Annotated in this window: 16 protein-coding genes and 6 tRNA genes; 20 read left to right on the top strand and 2 right to left on the bottom strand. The window is 51.2% G+C overall.

Annotated features, from left to right (window positions below):
• Positions 1 to 12 precede the first annotated feature (12 nt).
• The 20 genes from BZG73_RS00495 (at position 13) to BZG73_RS00395 (ending at position 19,651) form a co-directional block, all read left to right on the top strand.
• Positions 13 to 453, top strand: coding sequence for a regulatory protein RecX (locus BZG73_RS00495; RefSeq protein ID WP_077578960.1), 441 nt, complete (start codon positions 13 to 15; stop codon positions 451 to 453).
• A 128-nt stretch (positions 454 to 581) separates the two neighbouring features.
• Entirely contained in the window at positions 582 to 3,164 is a 2,583-nt protein-coding gene (gene alaS, locus BZG73_RS00490; protein ID WP_077667320.1) for an alanine--tRNA ligase, read from the top strand.
• A gap of 442 nt (positions 3,165 to 3,606) precedes the next feature.
• Positions 3,607 to 3,804: a carbon storage regulator CsrA gene (csrA, locus tag BZG73_RS00485; RefSeq protein WP_046074107.1), complete on the top strand. Its 198-nt coding sequence runs from the start codon at positions 3,607 to 3,609 to the stop codon at positions 3,802 to 3,804.
• A 199-nt stretch (positions 3,805 to 4,003) separates the two neighbouring features.
• Positions 4,004 to 4,096, top strand: a tRNA-Ser gene (locus BZG73_RS00480).
• A 24-nt stretch (positions 4,097 to 4,120) separates the two neighbouring features.
• Positions 4,121 to 4,197, top strand: a tRNA-Arg gene (locus BZG73_RS00475).
• Positions 4,198 to 4,205: 8 nt separating this feature from the next.
• Positions 4,206 to 4,298, top strand: a tRNA-Ser gene (locus tag BZG73_RS00470).
• 31 nt (positions 4,299 to 4,329) lie between these two features.
• A tRNA-Arg gene (locus BZG73_RS00465) sits at positions 4,330 to 4,406 on the top strand.
• A 55-nt stretch (positions 4,407 to 4,461) separates the two neighbouring features.
• A tRNA-Arg gene (locus BZG73_RS00460) sits at positions 4,462 to 4,538 on the top strand.
• A 26-nt stretch (positions 4,539 to 4,564) separates the two neighbouring features.
• Positions 4,565 to 4,641, top strand: a tRNA-Arg gene (locus tag BZG73_RS00455).
• Positions 4,642 to 5,152: 511 nt separating this feature from the next.
• Positions 5,153 to 5,407, top strand: a complete 255-nt coding sequence (locus BZG73_RS00445) for an OadG family transporter subunit (protein WP_077578930.1) — start codon at positions 5,153 to 5,155, stop codon at positions 5,405 to 5,407.
• A 32-nt stretch (positions 5,408 to 5,439) separates the two neighbouring features.
• Entirely contained in the window at positions 5,440 to 7,230 is a 1,791-nt protein-coding gene (oadA, locus tag BZG73_RS00440; RefSeq protein ID WP_046074110.1) for a sodium-extruding oxaloacetate decarboxylase subunit alpha, read from the top strand.
• Positions 7,231 to 7,239: 9 nt separating this feature from the next.
• Positions 7,240 to 8,370 (top strand): sodium ion-translocating decarboxylase subunit beta, encoded by a 1,131-nt coding sequence (locus BZG73_RS00435; protein WP_046074111.1) that lies wholly within the window; start codon positions 7,240 to 7,242, stop codon positions 8,368 to 8,370.
• 183 nt (positions 8,371 to 8,553) lie between these two features.
• Positions 8,554 to 9,510, top strand: coding sequence for an NADP-dependent oxidoreductase (locus BZG73_RS00430; protein WP_077667318.1), 957 nt, complete (start codon positions 8,554 to 8,556; stop codon positions 9,508 to 9,510).
• 93 nt (positions 9,511 to 9,603) lie between these two features.
• Complete coding sequence (locus BZG73_RS00425; RefSeq protein ID WP_077578927.1) at positions 9,604 to 10,026, top strand: YqaA family protein; 423 nt, start codon at positions 9,604 to 9,606, stop codon at positions 10,024 to 10,026.
• Between the two features lie 10 nt (positions 10,027 to 10,036).
• Complete coding sequence (locus BZG73_RS00420) at positions 10,037 to 12,886, top strand: M16 family metallopeptidase (RefSeq protein WP_077667317.1); 2,850 nt, start codon at positions 10,037 to 10,039, stop codon at positions 12,884 to 12,886.
• Positions 12,887 to 12,983: 97 nt separating this feature from the next.
• The gene (gene gshA / locus BZG73_RS00415; protein WP_077667316.1) at positions 12,984 to 14,561 is read left to right on the top strand and encodes a glutamate--cysteine ligase; all 1,578 of its coding nucleotides are present in this window, start codon (positions 12,984 to 12,986) and stop codon (positions 14,559 to 14,561) included.
• Positions 14,562 to 14,575: 14 nt separating this feature from the next.
• Positions 14,576 to 15,193, top strand: a complete 618-nt coding sequence (locus BZG73_RS00410; protein ID WP_046074116.1) for a transglycosylase SLT domain-containing protein — start codon at positions 14,576 to 14,578, stop codon at positions 15,191 to 15,193.
• 30 nt (positions 15,194 to 15,223) lie between these two features.
• Positions 15,224 to 15,742, top strand: a complete 519-nt coding sequence (luxS, locus tag BZG73_RS00405; RefSeq protein WP_077667315.1) for an S-ribosylhomocysteine lyase — start codon at positions 15,224 to 15,226, stop codon at positions 15,740 to 15,742.
• Positions 15,743 to 16,045: 303 nt separating this feature from the next.
• Positions 16,046 to 17,092, top strand: a complete 1,047-nt coding sequence (locus BZG73_RS00400; protein ID WP_077667371.1) for a substrate-binding domain-containing protein — start codon at positions 16,046 to 16,048, stop codon at positions 17,090 to 17,092.
• Between the two features lie 3 nt (positions 17,093 to 17,095).
• On the top strand, positions 17,096 to 19,651 hold the full coding sequence (locus BZG73_RS00395; protein WP_077667314.1) for a LuxQ periplasmic sensor domain-containing protein: 2,556 nt from the start codon (positions 17,096 to 17,098) through the stop codon (positions 19,649 to 19,651).
• Between the two features lie 149 nt (positions 19,652 to 19,800).
• Here the strand turns inward: BZG73_RS00395 and BZG73_RS00390 are convergent, their stop codons facing one another.
• Positions 19,801 to 21,087 (bottom strand): HlyC/CorC family transporter, encoded by a 1,287-nt coding sequence (locus BZG73_RS00390; protein WP_046074119.1) that lies wholly within the window; start codon positions 21,085 to 21,087, stop codon positions 19,801 to 19,803.
• A gap of 101 nt (positions 21,088 to 21,188) precedes the next feature.
• A complete protein-coding gene (locus tag BZG73_RS00385) occupies positions 21,189 to 21,986 on the bottom strand; it encodes a cytochrome C assembly family protein (RefSeq protein WP_077578920.1) in 798 nt (265 codons plus the stop codon).
• Positions 21,987 to 22,109: the final 123 nt, after the last annotated feature.

Genomic DNA, 22,109 nt, shown 5'->3' with positions numbered 1-22,109 from the left:
CAAGAGGTTGCGGTGGGTTTATTGGCCCGCCGTGACCACTCTGTTCACGAACTGCAGCAAAAACTGTCGCAACGCGGCTTTGACCAAGACACCATCGACATCACACTGGAGCAGTGTCTGGCGCGTGGGTGGTTGGATGATGCCCGCTTTGCGGCCAGCTTGTTGCGCCAAGGTGTAAGTAAACACCATGGCTGGTTACGTATTTGCCAAGACGCCAAGCGAAAAGGTATCGACACTGAGTTATTATCACGCGCCGAACAGGAGCAGGAGGTTGACTGGTATGCGCTAGCCAGAGAGACCGCAGAGCGTAAATATGCCGATCTCGATGGTCGCCTTCCGCCTGCCGAGCAAAAGGAAAAAGCCAAACGCATGCGCTTTTTACAGTCACGTGGCTTTAACTTTGATCAAATCCAATACGCACTCAGTCACGACGATCCGGACACCCATTTCTAAACCAATCCCACTCTGTCTCTTTTCCGCACGCGATCGGTTGTTTACAATGGCGTAAATAAAACCATGCTTCCATCGCGTCACGACCATATCTGGTTGCTAACGCAATATTCGATTATCAGGATTAGCCAATGTATATGAGCACTGATGAGATCCGTACAGCGTTTCTCAAGTTCTTTGAAAGCAAAGGGCACCAGATTGTGCCTAGCTCGTCGCTCGTGCCTGCCGATGACCCAACGCTTTTGTTTACCAACGCAGGAATGAACCAGTTTAAAGACACCTTTTTAGGGGTTGAAAAGCGTGACTACACGCGTGCAACGTCAGCACAGCGTTGTGTGCGGGCGGGCGGCAAACACAACGACCTTGAAAACGTCGGTTTTACCGCGCGCCATCATACCTTCTTTGAAATGCTCGGCAATTTCAGCTTCGGTGATTACTTCAAGCAAGATGCGATTCAGTACGCGTGGACGTTTTTGACTGAAACGATTGGCTTGCCAAAAGAAAAGCTACTGGTGACTGTTTACAAAACCGATGACGAAGCGTTCGATATTTGGCACCAGCAAATTGGCGTGCCTGCGGATCGCATTGTGCGTATTGGTGATAAGGAAGACGGTAAGCCTTACGAGTCAGACAACTTTTGGCAAATGGGCGATACTGGGCCATGCGGACCATGCAGTGAGATCTTTTATGATCACGGTGAGCATATCTGGGGCGGTCCTCCAGGCACGCCAGAAGAAGACGGAGATCGCTTCATTGAGATCTGGAATATCGTCTTTATGCAATTCAATCGTCAAGCTGACGGTACGATGGAGAACCTACCTAAGCCGTCAGTGGATACCGGCATGGGGATTGAGCGGATTGCGGCCATCAAGCAGGGCGTCCATTCCAACTATGAAATTGATGTTTTCCAGCAATTAATTAAGCAAGTCGCGGAGATCATCGGGGTTGAAGATCTGACTAACCAGTCTTTGCGCGTGGTGGCAGACCATATCCGCTCTTGTGCGTATTTGATTGTTGATGGCGTGATGCCATCGAACGAAGGGCGGGGCTATGTGTTGCGCCGTATTATTCGCCGCGCGGTTCGTCATGGTAACAAGCTCGGCAGCAAAGACGCGTTTTTCTACAAGTTGGTTGGTCCTCTCGCCACCATCATGGGGACGGCAGGTGAAGACTTGCGTGCGCAGCAAACCATGGTGGAAAAAGTCCTTAAGATTGAAGAAGACAACTTTGGCCGCACGCTTGAGCGTGGCATGTTGATGTTGGAAGAGGCTTTGGACAAGGTTAAGGGTGACGAGTTGGATGGCGAAACTGTCTTCAAACTCTATGACACATACGGCTTCCCAGCAGACTTAACTAACGATGTTGCGCGTGAGCGCGGTTATCGTATTGATGAAGCCGGCTTTGAAGCGGCGATGGCAGCGCAGCGTCAGCGCGCGCGGGAAGCCGGGCAGTTTGGCACCGACTACAACCAAGCGATAAAAGTGGAGCATGGCTCGGATTTTTGTGGTTACACAGGGACAGAAGGCACCGGCCAGATCACTGAGATTTTTGTCGACGGAGACACCGTTGATAGCCTGGTATCAGGCGATAAAGCGGTCGTGATCCTTGACCACACCCCTTTCTACGCCGAGGCTGGTGGCCAGTGTGGTGATACAGGGGTGATAGAAACAGACCAAGGGCAATTTATCGTGACGGATACCCAAAAAGCGGGGCAAGCCATTGCGCATTACGGTAGCTTGTCGGAAGGGCAACTGAGTGTCGGGACACAAGCAACCGCTCGCGTCGATGCAGAGCGTCGTCACGCGGTAGCGATGAATCACTCCGCCACTCACTTACTGCACGCCGCGCTGCGTGAGGTACTGGGGGAGCACATTGCGCAGAAAGGCTCGCTCGTCCGGCCTGATGGGTTGCGTTTTGACTTCTCACACCTTGAACCTGTCACCGCTGATGAACTCAAAGCGGTTGAGCGGATCGTGAATCAGCAAATCCGTGAAAATAGCCCCGTGCAGACTGAGGTGATGGATATCGAAGCTGCCAAGCAAAAAGGGGCGATGGCACTGTTTGGTGAGAAGTACGATGACCAAGTGCGCGTACTGAGCATGGGCGACTTCTCTATCGAGCTGTGTGGCGGGACACACGCGACGCGTACAGGTGACATTGGGATGTTTAAAATCGTCTCGGAAGCGGGTATCGCGGCTGGTGTGCGTCGTATTGAAGCCATTACCGGGCAAGCGGCCATTGATAGCGTTTATCAGCAACAGGCGGACTATGAAGCCAAGCTTGACGATGCCCAGAGCAAAGCGAAAGCGTTAGAAAAACAAATTCAGCAGCTTAAGCAGAAATTGGCCGCACAAGAAAGTGCTGGGCTGATCAATCAAGTCCGTGAGCTAAACGGGGTAAAAGTGTTGATTAGCCAACTTGATGGCGCGGATAACAAAGCGCTACGTAGTATGGTTGATGATCTGAAAAACCAAATGGGTAGCGGTATCGTGCTGCTCGGCAATGTGGCCAATGACAAAGTCGGCCTGATTGCGGGTGTCACCAAGGATTTGACCGGCACGGTAAAAGCGGGTGAACTGGTCAACCTTGTCGCGCAACAAGTGGGTGGCAAAGGCGGTGGTCGTCCTGATATGGCGCAAGCGGGGGGCAGTGATGTGAGTGCACTGCCTAGCGCGCTAGCCTCAGCAGAGACATGGCTCACTGAGCAGTTGTAATACACTTTTGTTTTTATTGAAAAGTCAAGAGGGTCGCGTATTGCGACCCTTTTTTGTGATCTAGATTAATAATTGCACTTTTTTTCTGATTCTGTATAGTGCAACGCCTTAAGCGCTGTGTCAGCGGTAAGACGTGATATTGGTTAGATTTTGTCGCCACGCTGGCCAATGCAGTACAGATTTCTCTTACACTGTTATCTCAGGTCAATCGCCTCCACGGCTAACGGCATGATGATAAAACAGTAAATTTCTCTGCCCTTTTCTGGATATGGTGTGATAATTCGGCCATAGTGTGGAATACGGACGCGAGTAAGCGCCCGTATTGGCATCATGAGCAGGGAAAGAATCCAACGATCACAGGTAACGGGCCGATACGCTGGCGGGTTATCTGGCTCAGACACTAATTGAATAAGTAAAAGATTGATACTCAAGGAGTAGAAGCATGCTGATTTTAACTCGCCGTGTGGGCGAAACCTTGATGATTGGTGATGAAGTCACTGTCACTGTATTGGGTGTAAAAGGTAACCAAGTCCGTATTGGTGTGAATGCACCGAAAGATGTTTCGGTTCATCGTGAAGAGATCTACATGCGTATTCAGGCCGAAAAAGGCGCGCCTTCAGGTGGTCAGAGCGACTACTAACAAGGCAAGAAGAGGTCGACCACAGGTCGGCCTTTTTTATCGCCGCTTTTCCCATAAAATCAGAATGAAACGGCGATAAATCCAACAATAAAATCGGGCTGTGGGTGATAATTGTCCATTTGTTGGTGGCAAGACGATTTTTGCCAGAAAAGTGTTTGACATATATGTGGCTCAAAGTAATATGTGCACCCGCAGCGACGGTGAGGTGGCCGAGTGGCTGAAGGCGCTCCCCTGCTAAGGGAGTATACGGTTTGTAGCCGTATCGAGGGTTCGAATCCCTCCCTCACCGCCATGTTGTTGCAAGCAAGATAGATGCGCGTCCGTAGCTCAGCTGGATAGAGTACCTGGCTACGAACCAGGCGGTCGGAGGTTCGAATCCTCCCGGACGCGCCACTACTTGCGGTGAGGTGGCCGAGTGGCTGAAGGCGCTCCCCTGCTAAGGGAGTATACGGTTTGTAGCCGTATCGAGGGTTCGAATCCCTCCCTCACCGCCATGATTTACAAGCCTGCCTTGTAGTAAGATGTGCGTCCGTAGCTCAGCTGGATAGAGTACCTGGCTACGAACCAGGCGGTCGGAGGTTCGAATCCTCCCGGACGCGCCATCTCTTCACGGAAGACCCGCAAGATTGTTCATGATGAACGTAAGATTGACGACACGCGCTCGTAGCTCAGCTGGATAGAGTACCTGGCTACGAACCAGGCGGTCGGAGGTTCGAATCCTCCCGAGCGCGCCATCTTCAATCTTAGCCAATCCGTCAGCGCGTCCGTAGCTCAGCTGGATAGAGTACCTGGCTACGAACCAGGCGGTCGGAGGTTCGAATCCTCCCGGACGCGCCATTTTGGCTCCCCTTCGCACATCGCCTCGCGACATGACTTGTCGCCAATCGGGCAAAACCGACCGTTTTCGCGTCTTCATCCTCGTTTCTGTGACGTCCTCTTATTTCAACACGTTTACCTTCTGGCTGTTTATCGTCCCGGAATGTTTGTCGTGCCCGGCTATCAACGATCTTGGTCGCTTTCGGAAAAACGCTTTTTCCATAAGTGCCACAGTCGTGAAGCTGGCATTGCTTTTCTTTACAGTCGCGCTCTGCCGCTCGCCGTTGTTATTCGCCTGCTGACCGTGAGTTTGCATAAACATCCCGTTGATCCGTCTTTTTTAATCAGTGAGTGAAAATGCCCATTAACGGACGTTATGAGGTAACAAAAACGCAATAGTCAGATTGTCATTTATGCGAATTGTTAGTATTTTGAACGCCGATGATGAATTTGCCACCAAGATAAATGGATAATAACGGGGGCAATCACTGCTTCGGTGTAAGCAAGAGTGAGTGTGACAAGGAAGAAAATCATGGATTTAGGCCCGCTTTTAGAACAGGCAATGATGCTGATGTTAACTGGCATGGTTGTTGTGTTTGTATTTCTCTCGATATTAATTTTTTTGGTCCGCCAACTGGAACGTTTTGGCGACCCTCTCCCACCTGCCGCGGCGAACGCGGCCGCTCAGCCCAAAGCCCAAGCTGCACCTGACGCATCACAGCCGTCATCGGATGTGATTGCCGCGATCACTGTGGCTGTTCAGCAGTACCGCCAACGTCACCGTTGAGTGGTCAGGCACATATAAAAAAGGAGTTTGTTATGTCTACGCCGTTAGCTATTACCGATGTGGTATTGCGCGATGCCCATCAGTCGTTGTTTGCCACACGTCTGCGTTTGGACGATATGTTGCCAATTGCTGCCGAGCTGGATCAAATTGGTTTTTGGTCATTGGAAACCTGGGGTGGGGCGACCTTTGATGCTTGTATTCGCTATCTGGGGGAAGATCCTTGGGTACGCTTGCGAGAGCTCAAAAAAGCGATGCCAAATACCCCKATGCAGATGCTGCTACGTGGTCAGAACCTGTTAGGTTATCGCCACTACGCTGATGATGTGGTGCACAAATTTGTCGAGCGCGCACATGCAAATGGCATGGATGTGTTCCGAATTTTTGATGCCATGAATGATGTCCGTAACTTCCAAGCAGCAGTGGGGGCGGCGGTGGATGTCGGTGCGCATGCGCAAGGCACGATCTCCTACACCACCAGTCCAGTGCACACCATGGACACTTGGACAGATTTGGCCAAACAGTTGGAAGATCTTGGCTGCCACTCGTTATGTATTAAAGACATGTCTGGTTTATTAAAACCTTATGAAGCGCACGAGCTTGTAAGCCGCATCAAAGCAGCCTGTGATATCCCTTTATCCTTGCACTGTCACGCGACGACGGGGCTATCGACGGCCACGGCCGTCAAGGCGGTTGAAGCAGGCTTGGATGTACTCGATACTGCCATTTCTTCCATGAGCCAGACATACGGACACACGCCGACGGAAACTGTGGTGGCGATGCTCGAAGGCACTGAGCGTGACACGCAGCTTGATCTGAACAAGCTAGAGTCGATTGCGGCTTATTTCCGTACTGTGCGCAAAAAGTACGCGCAATTTGAAGGGCAGCTCAAAGGGGTCGACTCACGTATTTTGATAGCACAAGTGCCCGGTGGCATGCTGACCAATATGGAGAGCCAGCTCAAAGAGCAGGGGGCGGCCGACAAAATGGACGAGGTGTTAGAGGAAATTCCTCGGGTTCGTGAAGATTTAGGCTATATCCCCTTAGTCACCCCGACCTCGCAAATTGTCGGCTCTCAGTCGGTCATTAACGTGCTAACCGGTGAGCGCTACAAGAGCATTACCAAAGAAACGGCGGCCCTTTTGAAAGGGGAGTATGGGAAAGCCCCCGCGCCGGTTAATGCCACCCTCCAGGCTCGCGTGTTAGACGGCGAAGAGGCGATCACTTGTCGTCCTGCCGATAAACTGGCACCGGAAATGGATGCCCTGACCCAAACACTGACCGACAAAGCCGCGGCCGAGAATGTCACCTTGGCGGAGCAGACCATTGATGATGTGCTGACTTACGCCCTGTTCCCGCAGGTGGGATGGAAGTTCTTACAAAACCGAGGTAACCCTGAAGCATTTGAACCGGCACCAACCGGGGAGCCAGCCTCTGCGTCCGCCGCTCCTCAGCCATCAGGCAGTGGCGACGTGGAAACCTATAGTGTGCGTGTTAACGGCCAGGTCTATCAGGTAGATGTAGGGCCAGATGGGGCGCTGGGTGACATTCAGCCAGTGAGTCAGGTGTCAGCGTCGGCGAGTGCGCCAGCCCCTCAAGCCGCACCAAGCAACCTTGAGCCGGTAACGGCACCTTTGGCAGGCAACATCTTTAAAGTGATGGTGACCCCTGGTGAGCACGTGCAGGAAGGTGATGTCCTAATCATTTTGGAAGCGATGAAGATGGAAACCGAGGTGCGGGCAGCCCATGCGGGCACTGTCCAAGATGTACAAGTGAAAGAAGGCGATGCCGTGACCGTTGGCATGCCGTTATTGCACTTAGGATAAGAGGGCAGCATGGAAGGATTAATGATCCTGTGGTCGGAAACTGGACTGGCAAACTTCCAGTGGCCACAGCTTGTAATGATTGCCGTGGGCTGCCTATTACTCTTTTTAGCGATTAGGCGCGGCTTTGAGCCCTTGCTTTTGTTACCTATCGGTTTTGGGGCGATATTAGCGAATATTCCCAATGCGGGCTTTAACGAGCCGGGCGGCCTGCTTTACTACGTCTATCATGTCGGGATTGATACTGGCGTGTTCCCCCTCCTGATCTTTATGGGGGTGGGGGCGATGACCGATTTTGGCGCGCTGATTGCTAACCCGCGCACCTTGTTGCTGGGTGCGGCGGCACAGTTTGGTATTTTTGCCACTTTGTTTGGTGCCATTTTACTTAACTTGGTGCCAGGCATGGCGTTTAGCCTGCAAGATGCGGCCTCCATCGCGATCATTGGTGGTGCGGATGGGCCGACGGCTATCTTCCTCGCCAGTCGATTATCGCCGGACTTGCTCGGGGCCATTGCCGTGGCGGCGTACAGCTATATGGCACTGGTACCGATTATTCAGCCCCCGATCATGAAGTTGTTCACCTCTGCAAGTGAACGCAAGATTGAGATGAAGCAACTTCGTCATGTGTCGAAAACCGAGAAAGTGCTGTTTCCGTTGGCGGTACTGATGATGACCATCTTATTTTTGCCCTCGGCAACGCCGCTGGTTGGTATGTTCTGCCTCGGTAACTTGATGCGAGAGTGTGGCGTGGTGGATCGCTTATCGGGCACTGCCCAGAATGAGCTGATCAACATTGTTACCATTTTTCTCGGTCTGGCTGTGGGCTCCAAATTGGAAGCCGACAAGTTCCTCCAGTTTGAAACCCTTGGCATCTTGGTATTGGGCGCAGTCGCGTTCAGCATCGGGACGGGAACAGGCGTACTGATGGCTAAACTCCTTAATCGCTTTAGCCGCGACCCTATCAACCCATTGATTGGTGCGGCTGGGGTGTCGGCGGTTCCCATGGCCGCCCGTGTGGTTAACAAGGTCGGATTGGATGCTAACCCGCATAACTTCTTACTAATGCATGCGATGGGGCCAAATGTGGCTGGTGTCCTGGGGTCTGCGGTGGCGGCCGGTATTTTGTTGGCGCTGGTTGGCTAATCGTCAGTGATTTGACATCAAGCAGATAAAAAGAAAATAGCGGTAGGCATTGAGTCTGCCGCTTTTTTTGTTAAGACTAGAGGTTTACGCTTTGCAATGGCTCTGTGCTTAATCTCTTCGTTAAGGCAAATACCATTACTGTATACGCCAGCATAAGCACAATGGCATGCGAAAGGAGTCAATATGTCGAACAATCTCTCTCTTGCAATCACTGAATTTGGCGCACCAGAGGTACTTACCCCGGTCAACCGTTCGATTCCTTCTCCCTCTGAAGAACAGGTGCTGATTCAAGTGAAGGCTGCAGGCGTTAACCCCATTGATGTGAAAACGCGTGCCGGACTCGGCTGGGCCGCTGAGCATAATCGCGATCATTTGCCTTGGGTGCCTGGCTATGATGTTGCAGGTGTTGTGGTGGCGAATGGCACCAATGAAAGCAAGTTTGATGTCGGGGATCGTGTCGCTGGGATGATTGGCTTTCCGACCGAAGGCGGGGGATACAGCCAATATGTGGTCGCTGACGCCGGATTATTATCAACAGTACCGCCAAGTGTGCCAATGGTAGATGCCGCCGCAGTACCATTGGCTGGGCTGACGGCTTGGCAAGCGCTTGAGCATGGTAAACTGGTGCGTGATGAAAAAGTATTGATTTTAGCGGGCGCCGGCGGCGTCGGGCACCTTGCGGTCCAGTTGGCCGTGCGTCTCGGGGCGCAGGTTTATGCCACTGCCTCTGAAAACAATCATGCCTTTCTACGTCAACTGGACGCGACCCCGATCGATTACCATCAAGCGCATTGGGCCACCGGCAATGGTGAATTTGATCTGGTGATTGATTTGGTGGGAGGGGACACCGCCATTGATGCATTAGCAAGCCTAAAAACAGGTGGGCGTATCGTCACAGTCCCCACCAATACGCGCGATACCATTACCTCCGCCGCTGCCGAGCGAGGGCTGAAGGCGACAGGTATGTTGGTTGATCCAAATACTTGGCAGACCCAGCGCTTGCTCGATATGCTGGACCAAGGTGAACTTAAGATCGATATCGCTGCGGTCTACCCGCTTGAGCAGGGCGCGCAGGCACATTACGCACTCGAGGCAGGCCATACTCGCGGTAAACGTGTGTTGGAAATGCCTTCGTCTTAACCTCAGGGCTTCGTCTTCCGGCTCTCGTCGGGTTGATGAGGCCGTGGCGTCGTAGGGAGCTCGTGCTGAACCAATGATAATACATGGGGTCGAATGGACGATTGGGTGCTGCTGGCAACGCTGTTTGCCACCAGCTTTTTAGGTGCGACCTTATTGCCAGGTGGCTCTGAGGCCAACTTGGTGTATTTATTAACTCAGCACTCATTCGCGGATGGGATCGTTGTGGCGATTGCCACGGTAGGCAACACACTCGGTGGCATGACCAATTACGCCATCGGGCGTTGGCTGCCTGATTATCAACCGCATCAATCATGGCACCGCCGAGCGCTCGCTGGGCTGCAACGCTATGGTTATGCTGCCTTGCTATTAAGCTGGGTACCGATTATTGGTGATCCGCTTTGCGTGGTTGCCGGTTGGCTGCGCCTTCGACAATCTTGGTGCTGGCTGATTATCTTTGTTGCAAAAGCATCGCGCTACCTAGTGATTGTCATCTCAATCCGTTGGGTAGCGGGTTAGGAACTATCATATGCCACGTTTATTGCTTGCCACGTTTTTCTTTCTATCTGTGTTGTCTGGATGCCAGTTGACTGGCTCAGCCCCAACCCAAACACCTGAGGGCGTCACTTGGATTAAAACCGTCGCGCCTCCGCCAGGGAGTGCGCAAGTCCCGTATCAGCAATTTGAATTAGATAATGGACTGACGGTGTTGTTGCATGAGGATCACTCCGACCCTCTTGTCAATGTTGATGTACGTTACCATGTGGGCTCTGCCCGAGAAGAGTCGGGAAAATCAGGCTTTGCGCATTTTTTTGAACATATGATGTTTGAAGGCTCTGAGCACGTAGATGATCACGGAAAACGTATTAAAGAGGTGGGGGGCTATAACAATGGCTCGACCAATCGCGACACCACCCAGTATTACCAGACCGTACCGGCCAACGAGCTTGAGCGTGTCCTTTGGCTTGAATCTGATCGCATGGGCTTTTTGCTGGATGCGGTCTCTCAGCGCAAATTTGAAGTGCAGCGTGACACGGTGAAAAACGAACGGGCATTTCGGATAGACAATGTCCCGTATGGCCGCGTTAACGAGACCATTAATCAAGCACTCTACCCTGAGGGTCACCCATACTCATGGCCGGTGATTGGTTATGTTGAGGACCTTAACCGTGTCGATGTTGGCGATCTCAAGCAATTCTTCCTGCGCTGGTATGGGCCGAATAATGCCACCTTGACCATTGGTGGCGACATTGATGTTCAGACAACCTTAGCGTGGGTGAAAAAATACTTTGGTGATATTCCTCAAGGCCCATCAATACCAGAGGCGAAACCGCAACCGGTCACGCTGGACGGCTCTCGCTTTGTGACATTGGAAGATAAGGTATCGCAACCGGTATTGGTGATGACCTTTCCTACCAGTGTGCCTGAGACGGACACCACGACGCGCCTGGGGGTACTGGCCAATGTATTGGGGCAAGGGCGTGACAGTGTCCTTTATCAATCCCTGGTACAAACGGGGCAGCTGTTAAGTGCAGGCGCATCGCACCAGTGTGGTGAGCTAGCTTGTACGTTTGAGGTCTACGGTGTCGGTCGCCAAGGTCAATCTCTGGCTGAGATCCGTACCTTGTTAGCGCAAACCATGACGCAGTTTGAGGCAAAAGGCGTCAGTGACGAGGATATCAACCAAATCCAATCCATGGTGGAAGCCGATAATATCTTTGCGCTACAAAGTGTCGACGGTAAGGTCTCACAGCTGGCCAGTGATTATACGCTCTACGGTGATGCAAACCGTATGAATCAGCGCCTTTCACGCCTGAATGCGGTGACCCCTGACAAGGTGATGGAAAGCTATCGGCAGTGGATAAAAGATCAGCCCGCAGTAAACACCAGTGTGGTCCCTATTGGACGGACGGACTTGGTCGCTGCGCCCGCGAATTTTATCTATCAACGTCCAGAATATGAACAGGCACAGACGCAAAGCCAGCACGACACGTTAGCACGACGTGAACCCCCAGAAAATTTCGATCGCACCCAGATCCCGGCTCCTAATGGGAGTGTCACGGTTAATGTGCCACGCATTTATCGGGCCGACTTGGACAATGGGATGCATCTGGCAGGCACAGTGAGTCGCGAGACACCCACGGTCACCTTGCAGCTTCGTTTACCTGCCGGCACCTTGATGGAGCCTAACGATCAGCGAGGTATCGCTAACTTAACGGCAACCATGGTGACCGAGGGCGCGGCAGGTATGTCGGCCGCTGAGCTCACTCGAGCCTTAGACAAGCTGGGCAGTCAAGTCAATATCGACGCGGACAGTTACCATACACAAATCACGGTAACATCACTGAAAAAGCACCTGGGTGAGACCCTGAAACTCGTGAATAAAACCTTGCGCGCGCCGACCTTTGCAGATGAAGATTTTGACCGTGTTAAAGCCCAGTTGTTGGAAGGTCTGGCATCTCGCGCCGATGATGCAGGCTGGCTAGCCAGCCAAGCGACAAACCAGCTGTTATATCAAGATGCCACCTTCCGAGCGCCAGAGGGCGGCGTCGCGGAAGATATTGCAGCGATGACACTTGACGATGTTAAACACTTCTATCGCCAGCACTACGTATTGCGAGGCAGCCAACTGATTGTGGTGGGCGACCTTTCTCGTGAACATGCGATCAATCTCGCCAACCGGATCACACCGTGGCAAGCGCAAACGCAGCCTACGGCTCAGGTGGCGCGTGCTGTCCCGAAAGACTACGACCAGGCACAAATTTGGCTGGTAGATAAACCGCAAGCCCCACAAACCAGTATTCGTATGGTGCGCCATGGTATGCCATACGATGCCACCGGCCCGATGTTTAAAACCCGCTTGGCCAACTTTAATTTAGGGGGCAATTTTAATGCGCGCCTGAATCAAAACTTGCGTCAAGATAAAGGTTATACCTATGGCGCGCACAGTGGTGTTTATGGAGGCCGACAGACAGGCACCATAGAAGTCAGTACCGATGTACGTGCTGATGCGACGCACGATGCGATTAAAGCGCTATGGCAAGAGATGGCGCATGCACAAGAAAATGGCTTTTCGGCACAAGAATTGGCCTATCTGCGTCAATCGAGTGGTCAGCGTGATGCGCTGAGTTATGAAACGCCATGGGAAAAAGCAGGCTTGATAGCACATATTGAAGCCTTTGATTTAGACGACAACTACCGAGAGGCACAAAAAGCCTTATTGCAATCAATCTCATTGCAACAGCTGAATGCCCAGGCGGCACGTTGGTTTGATCCTAACGACTATCAAATTATTGTGGTCGGGGATGCCTCTCGTCTTGGTGATAGCTTACGTCAACTTGGCTTGCCAGTGCGCACGTTAGCGCTCGATTACCGATAAGCCTATTTGGATAAACTTACTCCGCTGCGTGATGGCTTTTGAGTAATAGCTTGTTTATATTGACCGCCATGCAGCTTAAAAAAATAAGAGATACATTTTGACTGACTTTACCCAACGGTTAGCGCGTTTAGCGCAAAACCCAGATGCATTAAAGGGGATTGGCCGCGGATTGGAGCGCGAGGCATTACGCATTACGCCAGCAGGTCATTTAGCGCAAACGGCGCATCCAGAGACACTTGGATCCGCGCTGACACACCGTTGGATCACGACGGATTTTGCTGAATCACTGTTGGAGTTTATTACGCCGGTTAACACGTCGGTGAAAGGGATGCTGGATGAGTTGCAGGATATCCATCGCTTTACCTATCAGCAAATGAGCGACGAACAGTTGTGGCCTATGTCAATGCCGTGCGTGGTGGCATCCGAAGACGATATCACCTTAGCGCAATACGGCAGCTCAAATATTGGGCGGATGAAGACCTTGTATCGCCAAGGGCTCAAGCATCGCTATGGCAGTGTGATGCAAGTGATCTCAGGGGTACATTTTAACATCTCTTTGCCTGAGACATTTTGGCAGCATCTGTACCACTCAGACACGGTAAGCCAAGCGTCAGTCACCCAAGGTTACTTTGATCTTATTCGTAATTATTATCGCCATGGTTGGATGATCCCTTATCTATTTGGTGCGTCACCTGCGTTATGTGGCTCGTTTATCAAGCATGCGCAAAGCCAGTTGCCCTTTGAGCATATGCCGTCAGGTACGTGTTACTTACCCTATGCAACGTCGCTGCGCTTGAGTGATTTAGGGTATACCAATAATGCGCAAGCGGATCTGAAAATTGGTTTTAACACCCTAGAACAATACCTTGAAGGTTTAAGAAGCGCGATTCGTACTCCCTCACAGGCGTTTGCCAAGCTAGGTATTCGTGATGGCGAGACGTATCGTCAGCTCAACACCAATGTGCTGCAAATTGAAAACGAGCTCTATGCGCCTATACGCCCCAAACGGAATGCCGACAGCGGTGAAAAGCCGACCGAAGCGCTTGAGCGAGGCGGTGTCGAGTACATTGAGGTGCGCTCTTTGGACGTCAACCCATACAGCCCGGTGGGGATTGAAGAGGATCAGATCCATTTTCTTGATCTCTTTGTCTCCTGGTGTGCGTTATCGCCTTCTGAGCCGATGACCGACCCTGAACTCAATTGCTGGCGTGACAATTGGAACAAGATTGTACTCGAAGGCCGCAAACCAGGATTAACCCTAACAACAGGATGTGAGGGCGAGACCCTGACGCAAGCAGAGTGGGGGTTACAAGTGATGGGTGAGCTTAAGCAGTTGGCGAAAGTCATGGATCGCGCGGTCGACGACCATCGCTATGAAACCGTATGTGATAAAATGATCGCCTGTTTTGATAACCCAGAACTCACGCTATCTGGTCGTGTTCTGGCAGACGTGATCGCGCAAGGCGGTATCGGCGGCCTAGGGCTAGGCCTTGCTCGTGACCATAAAGCGGCGCTAGCGGATGTGCCTTACAAGATCCACAGTGATGCCGACTTTTTACAAGAAGCCAAAGAGAGCGTCGCGCGTCAAAAAGCGGTCGAAGAAAGCGATACACAAAGCTTTGAAGCTTTTTTGAATGCTTATTTTAAAGACGTGCCCATGGCCGAAAGCTGGTAATTGGACGGACGACGATGAGCAGGAAGCGCTTTTTCCGTCATATTGGCGCATTCTTCACCGTGGTGATGGTATCAGGATGTGCCACGCCACCACCGGATAATCCCAATAACCTCTGTGAGATATTCGACCAACACCCAGATTGGTTTGAAGCAGCGGTTGAGATGGAAGCGGATTGGGGAACGCCCATCCAAGTGGCCATGGCGTTCGTCAAGCAAGAGAGCGCGTTTGTGCATGATGCCCTGCCACCCCGTGATTATGTGTTGGGCATCTTGCCGTGGGGGCGTGTTAGCAGTGCCTATGGCTATGCGCAGGCGCAAGACCCGGCTTGGTCTGATTATCAAAAAGCCACAGACAATGGCGGCTCCCGCACCGACTTTGCCGATGCGTTGCAGTTTATTGGTTGGTATACCGATGCAACCTACCGCCAACTCGGGGTGTCTAAATGGGATGTGTATCGCCAGTATTTGGCTTACCATGAAGGTAGAGGTGGGTTTCAGCGCGGCTCGTTTGAGGGGAAACCCGGGTTAAAACGCGTGGCGCGTAAAGTCGAACAACAAGCAAAGGACTACGGTTGGCAGCTAAAAGGTTGCCGACAACGACTCGAGGATAATCTGAGCTGGTGGCCATTTTAAGGGGGCACCGCGAGGAGTAAAGGAGGTAAGATGCCACTACTAGATAGTTTTACGGTTGATCATACACGTATGCATGCGCCAGCAGTGCGGATCGCCAAAACGATGCAAACGCCCAGCGGTGATACGATTACCGTTTTTGACCTTCGTTTTTGTCGCCCTAACGAAGAGCACTTGACGGAAAAAGGGATCCACACGCTCGAGCACCTGTTTGCCGGCTTTATGCGTAACCACCTCAACAGCGACAAGGTGGAGATCATTGATATCTCGCCGATGGGGTGTCGTACTGGCTTCTACATGAGCCTGATTGGGGAGCCCCAAGAGCCTGAGGTGGCGAAAGCATGGGAACTGGCGATGGAAGATGTGCTGGTTGTGCCATCGCAAGACAAGATCCCTGAGCTCAACGAGTATCAATGCGGGACGTATGAGATGCACTCACTCAGCGAGGCAAAAGATATCGCTCGTGCCATCATAGATGCAGGGGTGACCGTGAATAAAAACGATGATCTTTCCTTGCCTGAGCCCATGCTACAAACGTTGCGCGTTGACTAGTGTGCCTCTGTCTTGAACGTTAACGGCAGTCCATATTGGGCTGCCGTTTTTCTTGGTATTCATGGCTTTCTCCCTTTTTTGTCTTGATTGCTAGATAAATGCCTGGGAAGTGTAGGCTTTGTTGCATCTTTTTTGCCTCATCAAGCACGCTTCTCGCTTTTCTCGCTGCGTCCGTGCACGGGTTTCGCTAAGCTGACACTGACTTGGAAACAAAAAGGCTGTGGGATAAAAGTGAGTTTACGCACCAGACACCTAAATGACGCGATCCGTTTTTTCCGTTGGTTGACTGGGCTCACCTTGCTGATGGTGATGTCCAGTGCCCACGGATCACTCAATGGCTTTTGGTCTTACGATGAGTACCTTGCCCTGCACCCTGAGCAAAAAAGCTTAACCACCGAATTGGACGCTCAGGTACAAGCAGAGCCGGTGCCTTTTTTAGGTGCCATGGAGCCAATAAAAATCTCTGTGGTGGTGCCAGGCGAGCAAATATCCGATTACTGGCAACGTAACGTACGTGCTTTCGAGCGGCGGCTGAATGCACTCAATATCCCTTACCAGCTCCAACAAGTCACGACGCGCCCCAATACCGATATTCGTGAACAAAGCGCCTCGTTGTATGCGGCGCTGCGTGATGGGGCCGATTACCTCATTTTTACCTTGAACAGTGTGCGCCATCGTAAGTTTATTAACCATGTGTTATCCCAAAACAAAACCAAGCTTATTTTGCAAAACATCACCACGCCCGTAAAAGCGTGGCAAGATAATCAACCATTCTTATATGTGGGGTTTGATCACCAACGTGGTAGCCGTGCATTGGCAAGCTATTACCAAGAGCGATATCCTGAAGGCGTGAATTATTCGGTGCTTTATTTTTCGCAAGGTTATGTCAGTGATGCACGGGGAGATACCTTTATTGAGGCCATGAGCTCGCACGCTGATAGCAACTTGCTGTCTGCCTATTACACCAAGGGTGACCGAGAGTCGGGTTACCAGGCGGCCAAAGCGATGCTAAACAATAATCCAAAGCTCGACTTTATTTATGCGTGTGCAACCGACGTCGCGTTTGGCGCTGTCCAGGCCCTCGATGAGCTAGGCCGTGACACGGTTGGACTCAATGGCTGGGGAGGTGGCTCAGCAGAGCTTGACGCGATTGCCGCCGGTCAACTTGATGTGACTGTGATGAGAATGAATGATGATACAGGTATCGCCATGGCCGAGGCGATCAAACGTGACATTGAGGATCAACCTGTGCCTGTGGTCTATTCTGGGCGGTTTGAAGTGGTCACTCGCTACGATGATCCCAAGCGAATAGAGGCACTTAAGAAAAAAGCATTTAGGTATTCGGACTAAAAAATGGCCATATCGGGTTCGCCGAAGCTGTCACTGTCTCAATTACTGACCCGTTTGATCGTGGTCTTTTTCCTCTTTGTGACGGCCGGGGTGTATATACAGAGTTATCAGCTTACTTTGGCGGGGATTAATCAAGAAATCACTCGCACGCTGACGCAGACTTCTCGCCTGTTGCAAAATGTGTTTGACAGTCGTCTCACATCACTACAAATCCACCAAAATACCAATGCGGCGAGTGTGACACTGCAGTCAATGGTGGCGAATGAGAACAGCGCGGCGTTGGATGACTATTTTATCGAACAAGAGCAACAAGACGTGGCCAACACCCCCGATTTCCGCTTTATTGCCAAAGACGATCGGGTGCTTTGGCATGATGGCAGCAGCTTGTTTCATGGGATTGATGGTGACGAGCTGGAGCAGTTACGTCTACAACTCAGAGGCGTTAACCGCTGGACGTTAACCACCATCACCACAGAGGTAGAGCAGAGCTATCTGTTAATGCGGCGAACGCCAATCGTTTTTCAGTCTAGTGGCAAGCTGGGGGGTTACTTATATGTGGTGGTGATGCTTAATGGCAACTTCTCGTTTGTCAAAAGTTTGCAGCGCGCGAGCGGTACGCAAGCGGTGTGGTTGTCTGCAGATAATGTCACTCTCGCCTCGACGCTGAGCAGCAACGATGAGATTGGTCGCGATCTTACGCTGCCCTCGCCAGGAGAGAGCCAGGCGTTTCGCCACTATTTGGTGAGCCAAGCCAAGTTACGCATCGCCGGTGAGCCTTCAAAAATTGCTCTGTTGTCGGCACAGCAAAATGACAATGTGGTGGCACTGCAACGGCAAATGGGAATTAACCTGCTGCTGACTACGATGGTGATTATCGTGGCAGCGATCTGGGTTAACCGATTTGTGCAAACGCGCATCGCGGATTCACTGGAAAAATTGATGCGTTATACCCAAGGCGCGCGCTCGCGACAGCGCACCTTGCCTTTTGCGGGCTCGGATATTGAAGAGTTTAACCATATCGGTAAGACGCTGGAGTCCACATTTGATGCCTTGTATGAAAAAGAGCGCTCCCTACAAGACCTGTTTGACTATGCCTTGTCGCCCATCATCGTTTGGGACACCCACTTTGATATCACACGTATTAACCCCGCGGCCAAACTAAAGCTTAACTATGACGAGCAAATCCATGCCTCTAGTTGGCTCTACGACCAGTTTATGTATGCGATTACCCCTCATCTACAACGTGCATTAAACGGGACGATTTTAAAAGGGGTGAATATCGAGATTGATCGTCGGGTTTACCGTTGGAACTTAGCGCCGTTGATGGTCGACAACCAAGTGAAAGCGGTGATTGGGCAGGGGCAAGAAATCACTTCTTTGATTGAAGCGGAGCAACAAAGCCAACGCGCTAAAGAAGCGGCAGAAGCCTCTGCCCGTGCCAAGTCTGAGTTCTTGGCTAAGATGAGCCATGAAATTCGAACGCCGCTCAATGGTATTTTAGGTATAACCCAGATATTGAGTGATAAGGCGAAAGAAAAAGAGCAAAAAGAGCTGCTAGGGAGTCTCTATCAAAGTGGTGAGCACTTACTTACTGTGTTAAATGATGTGCTTGATCTTTCCAAAATTGAACAAGGAAAGATGACTATCGAGCACGGCGACTTTTATCTGCACGACATGATTCGCACGGTTGAGAATATCTATACCCCGATTTGTGAGAGCAAACAGATTGCACTGACCATTGATGCTCCCGTCGCCGATGACACCATGGTGTGCTCTGATCAATCACGTCTGACTCAGATCCTGTTCAACTTGATGAGCAATGCGGTGAAGTTTACCCATGTTGGCAAGGTGGGGATGACCATCAAATTAGTCGAGTCGGGTGAGCAAACACGCTTACATATAGAGGTCACTGACACGGGGGTGGGGATGAATCAACAAGCGCTATCATCCTTGTTTGATCCCTTTGTACAAGCCGATTCCAGCGTCACGCGCACATACGGAGGCAGTGGCTTGGGCTTATCTATCGTGAAAAGCTTACTCGACTTGCTCGGAGGAGAGATTGATGTGACCAGTGAGCCGGATAAAGGTAGCCGCTTTATGGTCACTGTGCCTGTGGCTGTGACACACGCTAAACCGGCACAAACCGTAGAGGCCGACCCTTTTGACCCCGCGTCTTTGGGCATAGAGCGGTTGTTGCTGGTCGAGGATAACAAAATCAATGCCATGGTGGCTCAAGCCTTTTGCAAAAAATACCAGATTGAAGTTGATTGGGTGAAAGATGGGGAGCAGGCCCTCGAGCGTCTCCAACAAGCGCATTATGATCTGGTATTAATGGACAATCATATGCCGAAGCTTGGCGGCATTGATGCGACAAAAGCGATTCGTAAAACGTTGGGTCTCGATGTCCCCATTTATGCGTGCACGGCCGATGCGTACGGTCACGTTCATGAGGCTTTTTATCAAGCAGGTGCCGACTATGTGATTGTGAAACCGATCAAAGAGGCCAGCTTTATTGAGGCATTACGGCATTATACCTGTACGGAAAACAGCTCTTCATGATGGCAGTGGTAACGGGCGATCAGATGATGACCTAAAAAGGGCAAGCACAAAAAAGGTGGGGAATGCCCCACCTTTTTTGTGCGTTCATCTCATGGCATGGCTTTTTCAGCGTGCTAGTGCCGTGATATGGCTGATGCGAAGTGGCTCAACTAGCTGTTTACACTCGCTTGTGGTTGCTTAGCCGGCAACACCTTCACTTGCTTAATCATATTGTCTGCGACATCGACAATTTCAATATGGTGGCCATCAATCTCCACACTTAAGCGGTTGTTAGGGATATCTTCCAAATGTTCGAGGATGAGCCCATTGAGGGTGCGCGGCCCATCGGTTGGTAAAGCCCAATTAAGGCTCTTATTCAAGTCGCGAATATTGGCGCTGCCCTCAATCAGATACCCACCGTCGGTTAATGGTGTAATTTCTTCTGCCAAGCTCGGTGACAATGAGGTGGTAAATTCACCCACGATCTCTTCGAGAATATCTTCCAAGGTCACTAACCCTATCATGTCGCCATATTCGTCAACGACCAAACCAATACGTTGCTTGTTGCGTTGGAACTTCAGCATTTGCACGTTCAGTGGTGTGCCTTCAGGAATAAAGTAAACTTCGTCGGCGGCACGAAGCAGCGTTTCTTTGTTAAATTCGTTTTTCTCAACCATTAAGCGGTACGCTTTGCGCACGCGCAGCATGCCAACGACTTCGTCGATGGTGTCGCGATAGAGTACCATCCGTCCATGCGGAGCATGAGTGAATTGGCGCATGATCGACTTCCAGTCATCATTGATATTGATCCCGGTGATTTCATTACGGGGTACCATAATGTCATCCACGGTCACTTCTTCTAGCTCAAGAATCGACAGCAGCATATGCTGGTGACGGCGAGGGATCAGACTCCCTGCCTCATTAACAATCGTGCGCAGTTCCTCGGTGCTTAAGCTGTCTTTGCCATCCGCCTTGGCGCCTAATCCCAGTATCCGTAAAAAGCCATTGGTAATAAAGTTCACCAAGCTGACCAACGGATAGAACACTTTCATCAGAATGGTCAGTACAAAACTGCTGATAAAAGAGACCCGTTCCGGGTAGAGGGCGGCGAGGGTTTTAGGGGTAACCTCAGCGAAGACCAAAATCACCATCGTCAGTACCCCGGTGGCGATCGCAATACCGGCATCGCCATAAAGACGCAACCCCAATACGGTCGCGATTGACGAGGCAAGAATATTTACCAGGTTATTGCCGATCAGGATAAGCCCAATCAATCGGTCTGGCCGAGTGAGCAGTTTTTCGACCCGCTTAGCGCCGCTATGGCCTGATTTAGAAAGGTGGCGTAACCGGTAGCGGTTAAGGGCCATCATGCCTGTCTCAGACCCGGAAAAATAACCGGAAATGACGATAAGCAATACCAAAAGGGAAATTAAAATTCCCGTCGATATGTCGTCCAACGAACTGTTCCTTACGTTTGTTTTAAAATCAGAGCCTATGCTCGAGTGTATACTACCGCCACGCGCAGGGGCCGGTTGCCCTCTGTGATGCGCGCGCTGTCTTAACCCGCGATCAGAATCTCACGGACAAAACGGCTGCCAAAATAGGCTAAAGTGAGTAGAAAGGCGCCCACAATACTAAACCAGACCACCCGGCGTCCACGCCAGCCTGATTGATAATGCCCCCAAAGGAGAACGCCATACACGACCCAAGCGGCCATAGAAAGGAAGGCTTTGTGCGCTTTCCCTTGCGCGAACATATCATCGACAAAAATAAATCCTGTCATTAAAGTGAAGGTTAATAGTACCTGACCCACCAAAATGATGTTGAAAAGCTGTCGTTCCACCATCATTAAAGGAGGGACATTGTGATTAATGACCTGGCGTTTTTTATGTTTGAGTTGATAATCCAACCAGGCCAACTGCAGCGCATAGAGCGTAGCGATCATCAAGGTTGAATAGGCGAACAGCGCCAGAGAAATGTGCAATAGCACCTCTGGGTGCGATTCGAGATGGGTAATAAAGGCACCGGGCAGCAGGGTCGCGCTCGCCAAGTTTAGCCCAGCGAAGGCATAAACCACCGGGAGCAAGAACCACAGCCGCAATCGAAAAATTAGACCTGTGGTCATCATCGCAATGATAAAACTCACCAAGGAGGCGACGTTGAGCATGCTAAGATTCTGTCCTGTGCCGGATAAAATCAGGTCTTTTAACAAATAAGCATGCAGCGCCAGCGCAGCCACGGCGGTGAAAAAGACCGGCTTCGCACTAATTTGATTGTTGCTGGACAAGCCGGGGATGATCTGCAAAATGGCGGCCAGATAAAGCATTGATGCGAATAAGGCTGTCAGAATTTCCATCGTCACCGATCAGTCAGTTAATCAATAAGAATGAAGGTGTGAGTATACCTTGCCTCAATCTTCGTCGCTATCGATACATGCAAGCGATGGGGGGATTGCGGTATAATCTCAGTAATTTCGCGA

It is taken from the genome of Salinivibrio siamensis (genome assembly GCF_001996005.1).
Taxonomy (GTDB): Bacteria; Pseudomonadota; Gammaproteobacteria; order Enterobacterales; family Vibrionaceae; genus Salinivibrio; species Salinivibrio siamensis.
Note: the sequence above shows the minus strand (reverse complement) of the source record. Positions and strands in the feature narration are given on the sequence as shown.